Consider the following 15,119-nt stretch of genomic DNA (forward strand, 5'->3'; position numbering starts at 1 on the left):
ATCGCATCGTGGAGATTATTGATCCTAACGCAGGCTGAAACACTGTTTCTTGTGGCGCGAAGGATATTGGCAATTACCATTGCCCCGAACTTTGCTGAAGGTTCAGGGTGCTTCTGCACTAGATGTCGCAATGGGCCGGCGTTTCGAAGATAGCCAGGCTGGGCGGTCGTCACAGTGAATGTAATATTGAAAGCGGTGGCCCAAGTGGTCGGCCTAAGCATCATAAAGAGAACGACCATGAAATATATGTCCGGATAGTCTTCTTCCGGAGAGCGTTAGTGCCAACCGTAGACGTTAAGTATAATATCATATGAGAGCACAAAGCCGGCGGTAAATAGGCCGGATAATATATAATATAATTTTGAGGGAGGAAGTCATGACAAAGGTAAGGGTTTTGAAGTCGTCATCACTCGTTGCGATGAGCGTCGCCATGGCCGCTGGTGTTCATGCGGGCGCGGCTTTCGCTCAGTCGCCGGCGACTGAAGCGCCCATGGGGGTCGCGGATATCATCGTCACCGCCCAGAAGCGCGCGGAGAGCATCCAGGACGTGCCCGCGACCATCGCGGCGTTTTCGCAGGAAACACTGGAAAACCGTCAGATCCGCGGAATAGGCGATCTGATGACGCGCGTGCCTTCGTTGCAGGTCGGTTATACGTTCGGCAGTAACACGGTCACGCTGCGCGGCGTCAGCACGAACCTGACCAGCGGGTTCGAGGATCCGTCCGTGGCCGTCCATGTCAACGGCGTGTACCAGGCGCGCGCGCGCAGCCTCAACCTCGCCCTCATGGATCTGGAGCGGATCGAAGTGCTGTCGGGTCCTCAGGGCACGTTGTACGGCCGCAATGCGACCGGGGGCGTGATCAACTATATCCTTCGTGGCCCCACCGAACAGATGGAAGCCGAGGTGAGGGGTCGCGTCGGCAATTATGACAGTTACGCGCTTCAGGGCCATATTTCCGGCCCGATCAGCGACACGGTCGGCTTTCGCATTTCGGGTATGCTTGAAAATCGCGACAAGGGTTTCGTGAAGAACCTGCTGCCTAACGCGGCCAAGAGGCGATATGGCGAAAATAAATTCACGGGCGTTCGCGGTGTATTGGAATTCAAGCCCAGCGACACGGTGCGGTTCGAACTGGATGGTGCGTTTGGCAACACTCGCGGTTCCTATCAGCCCGGCGTATTGGCGCCCTCGCTCCGGCCGGCATATGTCGTACTGTTGGGGCAGCAGACTTTCCGGCCTCAGGAAGTCTACGCCGATTATCCAACGGAAAATAATACCAGGGACTATTCTGCGACTGGAACGCTGACCTGGGATATCAGCGACAATGTCCAGTTCAAGTCGATATCGGCATATCAAAAATATAAGAACTACATGGCGATCGACTATGATAGCAGCAGTTTCGTGGCGCAGAGCCTGACCAACCACAATAGCTCCGATACCTACACCCAGGAGTTCAATCTCAATGCCGACAGTTTCGACGGTAGATTGAAATCGATATTCGGGATTTATTACTTCAACGATGAGGTTCATCAGACAACGCAGGTGGTGAGCGCCCTGTTCAGTCTCACCCAGACACCGACCCTGACCTTTACCGCAACCAACCGGCTGAAATCCAAATCTATTGCGTTCTTCACGGACCAGACGTTCAGCGTGACGGATAGCCTGCGGATCATCGGTGGCGTGCGCTATAATATCGATAAGAAGGATGCCGTCCAGACGATCCGTGGTTCGTGTCCCAGTCCTACCAATCCCGCTATCACCGGTATATCGGATCAGAAGTTCACCGCGTGGACGCCCAAGGCGGGCATTCAGTTCGATGTCACCGACAAGATCATGGCCTATGCGACCTATCAAAAGGGTTTCAAGGCTGGTGGCGTCGCAGGGGGTACATGCGCCAATCAATATGAGCCTGAGAGCATAAAGGGCGGCGAAGCCGGGATTAAGGCCGAATTCGCGGACAATCGCATTCGCCTGAACGTCGCTGGCTACTGGTATGATTACAGCAATCTTCAGGTGCAAAAGACGCTCGGTACGGTCGGTGGCTTCGCCGTCGTCAACGCCGCGAGTTCACGTATCAAGGGCATCGAAGCCAATCTCGACGCTGTGATCATGCCTCAGTTGAAGCTCGATATGGCGGCGATGGTGCAGAGCGCCAAATATACCGACTTTGAAAATTGCGACCAGAGCAACATCTTGCCAGTGGGACTCGCATGCACGGGGACAGACCCTCGTGCGCCAGCGGTCCGGCTCGACCAATTGCGCGGAAACTGGCTCAATCGTGCCGCACCCTATAGTGTGAGTGTGGGCCTCGAATATACTGCGGATCTTGGCACGGGCAAGCTCATGTTCCGTGGCGAATCCTACTGGAGCGGTAAGGTCCATTATAATGAGTTTAACACACCGATCCTGGATCAGCGTGCTTATAATCTTCAGAACGCGTACGTAACCTTCACGCCGGAAAGCGATAAATATAGCCTGCGTGCCTTCATCAAGAATATCCGCAATGTGGATTACAAGGCGAGCGCTTATTATGGTGGACTGACCGCACAATATACCGTGGTGTGGAATCCCCCCCGTACATACGGACTGGAAGCGAGCTATAAATTCTAATCAGCAAATGACGTGCCATCCCTGTCGTTGTGGCGACTTGGATGGCATTTCTCTTATTGCCGGGAATAATTCATAATGCCCTATACGGACGTGAACGGACTGCGCTTTCATTATGAGGACGATGATTTCACCGATCCCTGGAATGGGCCGGAAACCGTCTTCATTCAGCATGGCTGGGGCCGTAGTACGGAATTTTTCTATCATTGGGTCCCGCGCCTTGCGAACAAGTACCGCGTCATCCGCCGCGACATGCGCGGCCATGGCCTTTCCGAGGATCCGCCCGTAGGCAAGCCGTGGACTGTCGAAGAGCTTGTGTCCGACATGGTCGGATTTTTCGACGCGCTGAATTTGGACAAGGTTCATTATATCGGTGAATCGGCCGGGGGCGTCCTCGGCGTCGCTCTGGCGGCGAGTCACCCGGAACGGCTTCGGTCATTGACGGTAATGTCGGCGCCGCTGACTGATCCAACCCGCAATTCTGAAAGTTATGGGTACACAGACCTCGCTGAGGTTGTTCTCAGCACGCCCATGGAGCGAGTCCTTGACATGCTCATCAAGGGCCGCGGCGTGGTGCCCATCAGTGCGGCTCATGAGCGGTGGATGCGGCAGGAGTGGGAGAAGAACCGGCCGGAAAGCCTGGCAGCTCTCACCAGGCTGTTCCCGGATGTCGACCTTTCGCCGCTGCTTCCAGATTTCAAGGTGCCTACGCTTATCCTCGCGCCAGCCAACAGCCAGACCGCGCCGCTGGATGAGCAGAAGCGTATGCACAAGCTCCTTTCGAACTCTCGCATGGAAATCATTGATGGTAGCGGCCATGAAATTTACTTCGAACGCTTCGAAGAATGTATGGCCGCTGTGCAGAGCTTTCTAGCATTAAATGACGATTGAACCGCGCCGCGTTTGCCGGAGGCACGTCAACAGCCAAAAATGTAGGCGCACCGCATTGCATTGGGCGCGCGGCTATCTCACACCCGAACAAGCCCAGTAGAGCATGGCAGGATATCCCGAGCGTTCCGTCGAACCGCGAGATCAGGAGGCGGGCGCGGCGCTCCACATTACATTTTCCTACGTAGCAAAAGCTCCGCCGGTGGGTTTGCCAACCGTGCCTCGATCTGCCGCTTCTCTTCGTGTAATAGTTTTGCAAGGAAGGGTATGCGGTCGGGCTGCATCCGGTCGGGTATCGCGCCGATCGACAATGCGCCGACACATCTGCCCCCGGCACCCAGGATCGTGACGGCGATACCATGACTGACCTTGTTGGTGGCGTTGAAAGCGTACCCCGCTTCTCGTGCTGCCTGTACATGCTCACGGATGAGATCCGGCACATAAGCGGAGAATCGTTCCACGATCTCCGCTGCATTATGGTCGAGCGCCTGCGTAATCTCGTCATCGCTCAGCGTGGCTAGGATAGCGATCCCCGCCGAATGAATACCGAGCGGCGGCCGATCCCCGACGTGGGTCAGAAACGAGCGGACAGGATAGGTTCCGTCAACCCGCGCGACGCACACGCTATGCCAGGCTTGTCGTTGCGTTAGCAGAGCGGTGTCCTCCGAAACCTCCACAATCCGTGCAAGCGAAGGGCCGGCCACCGACACGAGATCGTGGCGCATCGACGCCCTCGCGCCAAGCGCGGTAATCGTTGATCCTAGTGAATAGCGCGCGGAGACGGCATTGCGTTCGACATAGCCGGCACCCTCCAGCGCCTTCAGGATGCGATGGACAGTCGGCGTTGACAGGCCAGAAGCCTGAGCCAGATCGTTCGCGCGCATCCCCGTGCGATTGTCGCGACCAATAAGGGCGATTAGCGAGATCGCCCGTTCGATCGCCTGCACACCCTGTCGCGTAGGAATAGCCGTCATGCGCAACTCCAAAACAGTAGCGGGCAATCGCACCGATATCTCCGCTTCCACACTTATCTCAGCATTCATATTTTGTCCACAATGTGGACTGACTACTTGAAGGTGAAAGGATCATCGTAGATCGGAAATCTCAGTAGCGAGCGCTTCTCGTGATTTCACGGCGGCTAAGCGCGGGATGGATATTTAGGAGAGGGAAGCGATGAGAGGAGCTATATGGCTCGGCGCGTTTGGGGCGCTGGCGAGCGCTTCGGCAGCTATGTCTGCGTCCGCTGCCGCGCGCTCAGCGGTGCCTCTCCCTAGCTGCGACGGCTCGATCGTTGCGAAGTTCAAGCCGAATGCACAAACGAAGGTGTTGTTGGTCAAGGCGTTCAGGAAGGGCGACCCCTTCCCCAACATGCCAGTGGATCAACGGTTCGATCCGTCGGCACCGCCCACGATGGCGACGGCCGATCTTTGCATGGTGAAGTTGCTCGTCGGTCCGGGCAATCCGGGGCCTGCTGGCGCTCCTTCCACCTCTGCCGGCATCGGCATCGAAGTATGGCTGCCGGCCAAGAGCGGCTGGAACGGACGCGTCCATGCGATCGGCGGCGCCGGCTGGGGCGGCACCGAGGAAGCGGATCCGACGAAGATTTCCTCCTACACCCTGTCCAATGACCTCAGCTCCGCACCTTATGTGGCCGGTCAGGAAGGCGCCGTGACCGCGACCACCGACACAGGGCATAGCGGCGGAGTCGGAAGCGGCGCCTTCGCCATGAATCCGGACGGCACGATCAACAAGACGCTTCTGAACGACTATGCGTCGCGCGCCATCCACCAGCAGGTCGTCATGGCCAAGGCTTTGGCCAAGGCCTATTATGGGACCGCGCCCAGATATACCTATTGGGACGGCCTTTCGAGTGGCGGCCGCCAGGCGCTTAAGCAGGCGCAGCGTTACCCGCAGGATTTCGACGGGATCATTTCTTTGGTTCCAGCGGTCAACATGACGAAGCTGGCGATTGCGGACGTCTATCCGCAAATCGTGATTCAGCGCGATCTTGGCGGCAAATATATGTCGGCTGACCAACTCAACATGGTCTCCAATGCCGCGATCGGCGCCTGCGACCTAGTCGGCGGCAAGCATATGGGCTTCATTCTCGACAATGCCGCCTGCCATTATGATCCGACCAAGGACAAAGCGGTGCTGTGCGCGGCCGACGGGGGCGGCAACACGACCGCCGCTTGTGTGACGCGCAAGCAGGCGCTGGCGATCAACAAGATCTGGTATGGTATGACCGTCGATGGCAGCGTGCCCGATCCGGCGACCGACAATGGGGTGGGCCCGCTTACTGGCAAGCGCAAATATTATGGGCTGCCGCGCGGCACGAACCTGCTGGTCCTGGCAGGGGGAGCGCCATTCGCGATCGGCAGCGACATGGTAGCGCTAGCGATGCAGGATCCGAAGCTTGCTCAGCCATCCTTCCACAATGCGGAAGCGAATGGCGCCGATGGTTGGAAGGCGCTCAGCTATGCGGAACTGGCGCAGGCATTCGATGCCGGCGTAGCGCTGAGCCCGCAAATCGGTGACCTCAACACCGATGACCCGGACTTGACGGCGTTCAAGGCGCGGGGCGGCAAGCTGATCCACGTCCAGGCCATCAACGATGAAATGGTGCCCTATCTCGGGTCTGTAGATTATCACCAGCGCGTGCTCGCGAGGATGGGCGGCCCGCAAGGGGTCGGCAGCTTCTATCGCTTCTATCTGATCCCCGGCATGGCGCACGGATCGCGGAACGGCACGACCAATCCCGATGCCAACCCGCCGCTCATCAGGCCGCATCAGGGCGAACTGTACACGCTGCTGACGAACTGGGTGGAAAAGGGCGTCGGACCCGCGGATGTCGTGCTCAAGTCGCTTGGCGATGCGCCCGTCGGCAAAAGCCTGCCGATGTGCATCTATCCGACGAAGGTCACCCATGTCGGCGGCGATATAAACCAGGCCGCCAGCTTTGAGTGCCGGTGACGGGTAATGTCACAAAAACTGTTAAACTAAGAACAATAATCCATCAGAATTGTCATTTATCCTATTGATATATTCAGAGAAAAAGGGGAGGCTTATGTTGAAATCATCTTTTGCCGCTTCGTCGCTACTTGCGGCATGTTCGGTTTTGTCGCTTGGAATCGGCGCGCGGGCTGCCATCGCCCAGTCGGCGGCGGCAGCGGAAACGACCAGCAGCTCGGGGCTGGAGGACATCGTGGTCACTGCCCAAAAGCGGGCGCAAAGCGTCCAGGATATCCCGGCGACGGTTGCTGCCTTCTCGCAGGAAACGCTGGAAACCCGGCAGATCCGCGGATTGGCTGATCTGACCACGCAGGTGCCCTCGCTCCAGGTCGGCACAACCTTCGGGAGCAATCTGATCACGCTGCGCGGCATCAGCACCAACCTGACCAGCGGTTTCGAGGATGCGTCGATCGCCGTGCATGTGAACGGCGTCTACCAGTCCCGCGCCCGCAGCCTCAATCTCGCGCTCATGGATCTCGAGCGGATCGAGGTGCTTTCGGGTCCCCAGGGCACGCTCTACGGCCGCAACGCCACCGGGGGCGTGATCAATTATATCCTGCGCCGTCCAACGAAGGAAATGGAAGCGGAAGTCACCGGCCGCGTCGGCAATTTCGACAGTTATACGCTCCAGGGCTTCATCTCCGGCCCGATCAGCGACAAGGTCGGCTTCCGCGTCGCGGGTCTGTGGGACAATCGCGACAAGGGTTTCGTCAAAAATCTGCTGCCGGGCGCGCCCAAATCCAGCTTTGGCGAGAGCAAGGTCGCGGGGGTCAGGGGTGTCCTCTCCTTCGAACCGAGCGACGATCTGACCATTGACCTGGAAGGATCGTTCGCCCACACCCGCGGCTCTTTCATAGATACAGCCCTGGACCCGGCAACCGGCGCTTTTTTCGGACCGCTTGTCGCTGGCCGTCAATCATTCCGGCCGCGCACGGTCTTGAGTGATGTGGACGCAAGAATGGATACCAAGCAATATGCAACGAGCGCGACCGTTACCTGGGACCTGAGCGATGATATCCAGCTCAAGTCGATTTCAGCTTACCAGAAGTATAAAAACTTTATGGATGCCGAAGGCGATTTCAGTTCGGCCGCCCTGCAGGAGGCTCTGAGCAGCAATAGGTCGCGAACCTACAGTCAAGAGCTCAATCTGAACGTCTCAAGCATAGACGGCCGGTTAAAGTCGGTGTTCGGCATTTTCTATTTCAACGACAAGGTCACACAGCGCACCGACGTAGTGAGTGGCGCCTTCACGCCGGACGGGTCCATCATCAGAATCTATCGGGCCGACATGCAGCAGAAGGCCAAGTCGGTAGCCTTCTTCACCGATAATATTTTCAGTGTCACCGACAAGCTGCGGGTCATTGCAGGCCTGCGCTATAATATCGATAAAAAGAGCGTCTACTGGACCATCCTGCCGACTTGTAATAACCTTCGCAGGAACCGAAAAGACACCGCCTGGACACCGCGCGCGGGCTTGCAGTTCGACATCACCGACAAGATCATGGCCTATGCGACCTACCAGAAGGGGTACAAAGCTGGCGGCTTTGCTTCGGGCGCTTGCGACAACGCCTATGATCCCGAAAGCATCGAGGGCGGCGAAGCCGGGATCAAGACAACCTTCGCGGACAACCGGATCCGCCTGAATCTCGCGGGCTATTGGTATGATTACGGCAATCTGCAGGTGCAAAGGACCCTGCCGTCGGTCGGTGGCTTTTCCGTCCAGAACGCCGCCGAATCCCGCATCAAGGGCGTCGAAGGTAATCTCGACGCGCGGATCACCGATGCGCTGAGCCTCGACATGTCGGCCATGGCTCAGAGCGCCAAATATTCCAACTATACCAATTGCAATCAGCGTCCTGGCCCAACCAATTGTGCTTCAGGGGCGCCTCTGGAGCAGCTGAAAGGCAACTGGCTCAACCGGGCGGCGCCATGGAGCGTCAATGTCGGCCTCCAATATGAAGTGCCGGTCGGCAACGGCAAATTGCTGCTGCGCGGCGAGTCCTTCTGGAGCGGTAAAATCCGTTATGACGAGTTTAACACCGCCGCTCTGACCCAGCGCGCCTATAATCTGCAAAATGCCTTCCTGACCTTCACCCCCGATGGCGATCAGTTCACGCTGCGCGCATTCGTCAAGAATATCCGCAACGTCAACACCAGGGCCAGCGGTGCCTATTCTGCGTCTCTTGGCCAGGATCAGACGATCTGGAACCTGCCGCGCACCTATGGTGCAGAGGCGACGTATCGGTTCTAAGCCGGGTGATCGTTGATTAAGCCGGGCGCGCGGATCCACCCGGCAATATCTTGTCGATCGCAATACCATTCCGTCGCCGGTCAGCACTGGGCTCACCGGCGGCGGCGTGTTCGACAGCTTATGGAATCGCAACTCCCGGCTATCGGTAGGGCCGCTGAGTTCAAAAACATTGGTAAAGCATATTCGGCGCGTGTCTTAGCGCTGCTTGTCGCAACGGGGTGCTTCGATGACGTTTCGGCTCGATAGGGCGCATAATATAGCGGCGCTGCGCGATCGCGCGCGGCGCAGGCTGCCGCGTCCGATCTTCGACTATATCGACGGCGGGGCGGATGACGAGGTGACGCTGCGCCGGAACGAGACGCGCTTTGCGGACTATGAGATCGTGCCGGACGTGCTTACCGATGTGTCGGCAATCCGCACGGAAACTACCTTATTCGGTAAAAGCAGCCGCTGGCCATTGATGCTGTCGCCGACCGGCCTAACGCGCATGTTTCATGGTCAGGCGGAAGTTGCCGTGGCGCGGGCCGCGGCCGCGAGCGGTCTGCTCTACAGCCTGTCGACAATGGGTACGACGCGGCTGGAGGCACTGGCGGATGCGTCGGGTGCACCGAAGATATTCCAGATATATATCTTCAAGGATCGCGGCCTGACCGCGGAGTTCGTCGCCCGCTGCCGGGATGCGGGCTTCGATGGCCTGACACTGACCGTCGATACCCCGGTCGCGGGCAATCGCCAGCGCGATCGTCTAAACGGCCTTTCGATTCCCCCGAGACTGACGTGGCGTTCGATGCTCAGCTTCGCGCTCCATCCCCTATGGTCTCTTCCGGCGCTGACCGGCTCGAAATTCGACCTCGCCAATGTCAGCCACCGCGTCGATGCGCTCGCTGGAGGAGGGATGAGCCTTTTCAATTATATTGATGGCCAGTTCGATCCATCAGTCCACTGGCGCGACGTCGAATGGCTCGCGCGGGAATGGGATGGTCCGCTGGCGATCAAGGGCGTGATGACGCCCGAAGATTCCCGGCGGGCGATTGCCGCTGGTGCGACCGGGGTCATCCTTTCCAACCATGGCGGACGCCAGCTCGATGGCGCGCCCGCGCCGGTCGACCAGATCGCGGCGGCGCGCGAAGCGATCGGCGATGGCGTCGACCTCATTTGCGACGGCGGCATCCGACGCGGATCGGACGTCGTCAAGGCGCTGGCGCTGGGCGCGACCGCCTGTTCGATCGGCCGGCCCTATCTCTGGGGCCTTGCCGCCGGGGGCGAAGCAGGGGTGCGCCGCGCGCTGACGATCCTGGAGCAAGAATTTCATCGGACGATGGTGCTGGCAGGCGTCAACGACATCGCGTCGCTTGCGGCGCGTCACGTGCGGCAGCGGCGATGAGCTTGTTGCTCGCGGCGCTGCCGCTCCTGCTTCTGATGCTCGTCGCCTATCGCGGGTTCAGCGTCATTGTGGCCGCGCCCATACTCGCCATGCTGGCGGTCGCGCTCTACGATCTTGGCGCGGTTCCGGCTACCTTCTCCGGCCTGTTCATGGCGAAGGTCGCGGACTTCCTCGGCCTCTATTTCCCCGTTTTCCTGATGGGCGCGCTGTTTGGCAAGCTGATCGAGATTTCCGGCTTTTCCAGTGCCATCGTCGCTGCGGTCATCCGGGCGGCAGGGCCGCACCGCAGCATGATCGCGATCGTGACGGTCGCGGCGCTTCTCACCTATGGTGGGGTGTCCGTTTATGTCGTGGTTTTTGCGGTCTATCCATTCGGTGCCGCCCTGTTTCGCGAGTCTGGCATCCCCAAGCGGCTCCTGCCGGCGACGATCGGGCTTGGTGCATTTACCTTCACCATGGATGCGCTGCCCGGCACGCCCCAGATCCAGAACATCATTCCTACTAGCTTCTTCGGCACGACGACATGGGCCGCGCCGGGGCTGGGCCTCATCGCCTCATTGCTCATTTTCGGCGCGGGCATGGCTTATCTCGAAACGCGGCGGAAGCAGGCTGGGCGTTTGGGCGAAGGCTATGGCGACATGCTCGTGAACGAACCCGAACCGCCGGCCGGCGGCCGCCTGCCCCCTCTTGCGCTGGCGGTCCTGCCGCTGCTGGTCGTGGCGCTGGCGAACCTGGCGTTGACCATGCTGCTGCCGCGCCTGCTGGGTGACAGCCAGAGCGTGACCCTGCCCGGCCTCGCCCATCCAATTATGATCGACGTGAAGAAGCAGGGCGCCTTATGGGCAGTGCAGGGCGCTCTCCTGCTTGGCACCCTGACGACGGTGATCGGCGGCTATCGCAACGTCGCGGCCCGTTTCAACGAGGGCGTTCGCACGGCGGTCGGCGGGGCGCTGCTCGCGGCGATGAATACCGCGTCGGAATATGGCTTTGGCGCAGTCATCGCTTCCTTACCGGCCTTCATCGCCGTGCGCGAGGCATTGAGCCGCATCTCCGATCCGTTGCTAAATGAGGCCGTGACGATCACGTCACTGGCGGGAATTACCGGCTCGGCATCGGGTGGCATGAGCATCGCCCTCGCGGCGCTGGGCCAGGATTTCGCGCGGGCAGGTGATGCGACCGGCATCCCGCGCGAGGTGCTGCACCGCATCGCCTCCATGGCGAGCGGCGGCATGGACACGCTGCCCCACAACGGCGCGATCATTACGTTGCTTGCCGTCACCGGCCTGACCCACCGACAGGCCTATCGTGACATCCTTGCGCTGACCGGCATCAAAACGGCGACCGTATTCGTGATGATCGCGATCTACTATGCCACCGGTATCGTGTGAAATAGAGGTTTTAACGACACTGAACCCTGTTCATGGCGGCTATATATAGCGCTCCGGATTCCCCGATGGTCGACGCACGCTACAGTTGCGAAGCGGCTGGCGTGACGCTGTATCGCGCCCTCATGCTCGGCATGGCGCCCCATTTGAGCTGGGCAACAGGATTCTGGTGCAAGGCAGATCATATATTTATGATCCGACCATTGCTTACTCCGGGAAAGCGAGGTTTCAGTCAGCGGTGATGCGTTCAGTCGTTCCGGATCCAAGTACTAGCACTACTTTGGCAGAAGTGTGATTTTTGGGATTCCCTGCAAGGGAAATGCGTGATTCATAGGAAGCCAGCTTTGACGGAGGCTGGCGATGGAAGAGGATTGGCAGCGGGATCTCGAGCATTGGCTTGAGCCGTATCTGCAGAAGTTGGGTAACAAGACGCGGCGTCGGATGTGCCCGGCCTACCTCGCCGGCTTGATTGGCCCCGGCGATCGCAAGAGCATCCAGCCCATGGCGGCCCGCGCAGACGCGCTCAGCTATGACCGGCTGCATCATTTCATTGGTGCCGGGATCTGGGACAGCGCGCCGCTGGAGGCGACGTTGTGGCGGCAACCCTCGGCCGCTATCCCCGTTCCAAGGCCCAGTCGCTCGCAGCGAATAGTCAGTGGATTGGTACGCCGCAGCTCAACCCAACGCGTTGGGCAGCGGCAGTCGCAGAGGAGGGGACTGAGCCATAGCCGACCCCGCTTAGGTTGCTTTTGTGGCACCTTCAGGCCTTCCTTACTCCAGATACGCTCAACCCGTTTGAGGTTGACCAGCCACCCTGCATGGCGAAGCAGCGCCGTCACCCGGTGATAGCCGTAGCGACCATATTGCTTCGCAAGCGCAATGATGTCCTCGGTGAGTTGCTGCTCGTCGTCCGCCCCGCGCGGTACCTTACGATGCGTCGACCGACGTTGCCCGAGCACCCAGCATATCCTTCGCTCGGACACCGGCAGCTCGCGCCGCAATTGGTCGATACAGCGTCGCCGCCGCGCCGGGCTCATAAGTTTTCCCGAGCGGCCTCCTGAAGGATAAGCTTGTCGAGCGTCAGGTCCGAGATCGCCCGGCGAAGCCGAAGATTCTCCTTCTCCAGGTCCTTCATCCGGCGCGCCTGATCGGTCTTCAGGCCACCATAGTCCTTCCGTCAGCTAATGGGATGGACGGCTCTCCCACCCCGGAGCACTGTTGTGTAATCGAACGTGAAGGAGAGAAGCGATGACCATCGATGTCCTCGGTATCGACCTGGCGAAGAATGTCTTCCAGCTTCATGGCGTTGATCGCAAGGGCAATGCGGTTTAGTACCGCGCCAGTTTTCGAGCGGTGACAAGGCAGTGCTTATGGGCATCTCCAAACGAGGAAGCCAGCATTTGCGCAGCCTATTGGTTCACGGCGCGCGTGCCGTCGTGAGAACGGCACCCAATAAGAATGATCCCATGAGCCAATGGGCCAACCAGCTTCGGGAGCGACGCGGCTTCAACCGCGCAACGGTTGAGGCAGGCATTGGCATAGGAGACGATCATGGCAGCACGACCTTATTGGCGAGGCCAGATCCGGCTGGCGCTTGTTTCGATCCCGGTCGAAATCTACTCAGCGACGAAGAGCGGCGCGACGATCGCCTTCAACCAGATCCACGAGCCCTCGGGCAAGCGCATCAAATATGAAAAGGTCGTGCCTGGTATCGGCCCTGTCGATGTCGAAGACATCGTCAAGGGCTTCGAATATGCCAAGGGTGAATATGTCCTGCTCGACGAGAAGGAGATCGAGGGCGTGAAGCTCGAGAGCAAGAAGACGCTCGAACTGACCCAGTTCGTCGATAGTCACGAGATCGACGCCATCTATTTCGAAAAGCCCTATTATGTCGTGCCTGCCGACGACCTCGCCGAAGAAGCCTTCATCGTCCTGCGTGAGGCACTGCGCCGCAGTCACAAGATCGGTCTCGGGCAGCTTGCCATGCGCGGCCGCGAATATGTCGTCAGCATCAAGGCGTGCGGGCGCGGTCTGGTCATGGAAACGCTGCGCTATGCCGACGAGGTCAACAAGGCGGCGAGCTATTTTCGCGAGATCGGCGACGCCGATCCCGACGAGGAACTTCTCGATCTGGCCACCACGCTGATCGATAAGAAGACCGGCAAGTTCGATGCGAGCGAGTTTCACGATCGCTATGTCGACGCGCTGAAGGACCTCATCGAGCGCAAGAAGAAGGGCAAGACGCTTAATATCGATGACGACAGCGATGCGGGCTCCGATCCGCGCGGCAGCAATGTCGTTGACCTGATGGCGGCACTCAAGAAATCGATCGGGCCGGCGGGCGGCGCGAAGGCACCGGCAAAAAAGCCGGCAGCTAAAGCGACGGCAAAGTCGGAAAAGGCGCCTGCGGCGAAAGCCGCTGCCAAGACGCCGGCAAAAAAACGGGCTTGAGGCGTGGCCGATATCGTTCGCGCCTCTAGCAACAACGACGATGATGCTGCCTTTGCGGAGGGCGCCATCACCTTGTGGAGCAATCTGCTCGCGCTGATGGGCACCCATCTTATGGAGGTGGGTACCCCGCGCCAGGACGTGCTCGACATGCTGACCATGCTGCATGAAACCAACGAGGAAACGATACGCTCGCCCCGTGCGCGGGCAATAGCCGGCCGCCACCTGATGTCGGTTTATCGGGTGTTGGGCGAAGCGTGAAAATCGTCAGGCATTTGGGCCGAAGCGTCGCCGTTCCGGATCGCGGCGGCACTGGAAACGTCCCTTGATCTGTTCGTTGAAGAAGGCGCCCGCGGAATTGGCTTTGCAGAGCGCCTCGAAGATGGTCGCGGGCACCTCATAATAGAGATATTTGCCCGTCTGCTTGAACGAGACGCTCAGGACGCGCGCATCATCGTCAAAAGCGACACGGTCGATCATCGAGGAGGCCTTGATACGGCAGGCACGCATGCCGTCTCAGCGTGCGGCGGACTCCGCCGTTCCAGTGCAAGCGGCGAAGCGAATCCGTTGTGCGCCCAAGCGAGTCGTGCAGAGCCTGTAGCGCACGGCCAAGCCGTCTGAACCGCTGCCCCGATTGCGGGTTATGAGGATATGCCCGACGAGACCATCGATCAGAAACTGCGCGAGATGGCGGAGCACCGCGGCTTCAAGCTCATCAAGTCACGCCGGCGCAAGCCTGGCACGGGAGATTACCCTTCGGAAACGGAGGATGCATGACGCGCCGGCGATACGACTTACAGATAAGGAATGGCTGATCATCGAGCCATTACTACCCAACAAGCCTCGCGGCGTGCCTCCGGTTGACGATCGTCGTGTCCTGAACGTTATTCTCTGGCGCTTCCGCTCAGGTGCGCCCTGGGCGGAAATCCCGGAACGCTACGGCCCATCGACCACCTGCTACAATCGGTTTGTCCGCTGGCTTCAACGGCGAATTGGTGATGATCTGCAAGATCGATGGGCCGCGGAGGCAGGGTCGGAGCTGAAATCTCTTCACGCGCTAAAGGAGGGGAGCGACCGCACGCCGTCTGATGGCCGTATTGGGGATCCTTCCGTCGCGCGCCGCGCGGCGCTTTTTGGAATCCG

At 59.4% G+C, this 15,119-nt stretch carries 12 protein-coding genes and 4 pseudogenes; 12 read left to right on the forward strand and 4 right to left on the reverse strand.

What is annotated here, in order from left to right; all coding sequences use genetic code 11:
• Nucleotides 1-376 precede the first annotated feature (376 nt).
• The gene (locus WG907_RS14995) at nt 377-2,611 is read left to right on the forward strand and encodes a TonB-dependent receptor (RefSeq protein ID WP_340234053.1); all 2,235 of its coding nucleotides are present in this window, start codon (nt 377-379) and stop codon (nt 2,609-2,611) included.
• Nucleotides 2,612-2,686: 75 nt separating this feature from the next.
• Complete coding sequence (locus WG907_RS15000) at nt 2,687-3,499, forward strand: alpha/beta fold hydrolase (protein WP_340234055.1); 813 nt, start codon at nt 2,687-2,689, stop codon at nt 3,497-3,499.
• A 167-nt stretch (nt 3,500-3,666) separates the two neighbouring features.
• Here the strand turns inward: WG907_RS15000 and WG907_RS15005 are convergent, their stop codons facing one another.
• Nucleotides 3,667-4,470 (reverse strand): IclR family transcriptional regulator, encoded by an 804-nt coding sequence (locus WG907_RS15005; protein WP_340234057.1) that lies wholly within the window; start codon nt 4,468-4,470, stop codon nt 3,667-3,669.
• 394 nt (nt 4,471-4,864) lie between these two features.
• Here WG907_RS15005 and WG907_RS15010 point away from each other — a divergent pair, with 394 nt between their 5' ends.
• Nucleotides 4,865-6,469 (forward strand): tannase/feruloyl esterase family alpha/beta hydrolase, encoded by a 1,605-nt coding sequence (locus WG907_RS15010; RefSeq protein WP_340234059.1) that lies wholly within the window; start codon nt 4,865-4,867, stop codon nt 6,467-6,469.
• A 21-nt stretch (nt 6,470-6,490) separates the two neighbouring features.
• On the opposite strand, the gene WG907_RS15015 is transcribed toward WG907_RS15010, so the two are convergent.
• Complete coding sequence (locus WG907_RS15015) at nt 6,491-6,700, reverse strand: hypothetical protein (protein WP_340234060.1); 210 nt, start codon at nt 6,698-6,700, stop codon at nt 6,491-6,493.
• Between the two features lies 1 nt (nt 6,701).
• Here WG907_RS15015 and WG907_RS15020 point away from each other — a divergent pair, with 1 nt between their 5' ends.
• The 4 genes and pseudogenes from WG907_RS15020 to WG907_RS15035 form a co-directional block, all read left to right on the forward strand.
• Nucleotides 6,702-8,759, forward strand: coding sequence for a TonB-dependent receptor (locus WG907_RS15020; RefSeq protein WP_340234061.1), 2,058 nt, complete (start codon nt 6,702-6,704; stop codon nt 8,757-8,759).
• Nucleotides 8,760-8,985: 226 nt separating this feature from the next.
• Nucleotides 8,986-10,143, forward strand: a complete 1,158-nt coding sequence (locus tag WG907_RS15025; RefSeq protein WP_340234062.1) for an alpha-hydroxy acid oxidase — start codon at nt 8,986-8,988, stop codon at nt 10,141-10,143.
• Entirely contained in the window at nt 10,140-11,531 is a 1,392-nt protein-coding gene (locus tag WG907_RS15030) for a GntP family permease (protein ID WP_340234064.1), read from the forward strand. Before WG907_RS15025 ends, WG907_RS15030 begins: the two co-directional genes overlap by 4 nt.
• A gap of 357 nt (nt 11,532-11,888) precedes the next feature.
• Nucleotides 11,889-12,122, forward strand: a pseudogene (locus WG907_RS15035) (transposase); the annotation flags it as partial.
• Between the two features lie 110 nt (nt 12,123-12,232).
• On the opposite strand, the pseudogene WG907_RS15040 reads toward WG907_RS15035, so the two are convergent.
• Nucleotides 12,233-12,705 (reverse strand): annotated as a pseudogene (locus WG907_RS15040) (IS3 family transposase); the annotation flags it as partial.
• 145 nt (nt 12,706-12,850) lie between these two features.
• On the opposite strand from WG907_RS15040, the pseudogene WG907_RS15045 reads away from it, so the two are divergent.
• The 3 genes and pseudogenes from WG907_RS15045 to WG907_RS15055 all read left to right on the forward strand — a co-directional run.
• Nucleotides 12,851-13,051: pseudogene (locus WG907_RS15045) on the forward strand (transposase); the annotation flags it as partial.
• A 28-nt stretch (nt 13,052-13,079) separates the two neighbouring features.
• Complete coding sequence (ku, locus tag WG907_RS15050; protein ID WP_340234065.1) at nt 13,080-13,979, forward strand: non-homologous end joining protein Ku; 900 nt, start codon at nt 13,080-13,082, stop codon at nt 13,977-13,979.
• A 3-nt stretch (nt 13,980-13,982) separates the two neighbouring features.
• Complete coding sequence (locus WG907_RS15055; RefSeq protein ID WP_340234067.1) at nt 13,983-14,237, forward strand: hypothetical protein; 255 nt, start codon at nt 13,983-13,985, stop codon at nt 14,235-14,237.
• A gap of 6 nt (nt 14,238-14,243) precedes the next feature.
• Here WG907_RS15055 and WG907_RS15060 read toward each other — a convergent pair whose 3' ends face one another.
• Nucleotides 14,244-14,456 carry a KTSC domain-containing protein gene (locus WG907_RS15060; protein ID WP_340234069.1) on the reverse strand — a complete coding sequence of 71 codons (213 nt, stop codon included), beginning with the start codon at nt 14,454-14,456 and terminating at the stop codon, nt 14,244-14,246.
• Between the two features lie 171 nt (nt 14,457-14,627).
• Here WG907_RS15060 and WG907_RS15065 point away from each other — a divergent pair, with 171 nt between their 5' ends.
• Together WG907_RS15065 and WG907_RS15070 are read left to right on the forward strand one after the other, a co-directional pair.
• The gene (locus tag WG907_RS15065; RefSeq protein ID WP_340234071.1) at nt 14,628-14,753 is read left to right on the forward strand and encodes a hypothetical protein; all 126 of its coding nucleotides are present in this window, start codon (nt 14,628-14,630) and stop codon (nt 14,751-14,753) included.
• A pseudogene (locus WG907_RS15070) lies at nt 14,750-14,988 on the forward strand (transposase); the annotation flags it as partial. The gene WG907_RS15065 and the pseudogene WG907_RS15070, both read left to right, overlap by 4 nt.
• Between the last annotated feature and the right edge of the window lie 131 nt (nt 14,989-15,119).

It is taken from the genome of Sphingobium fluminis, assembly GCF_037723805.1.
In the GTDB taxonomy this organism is placed as follows: domain Bacteria; phylum Pseudomonadota; class Alphaproteobacteria; order Sphingomonadales; family Sphingomonadaceae; genus Sphingobium.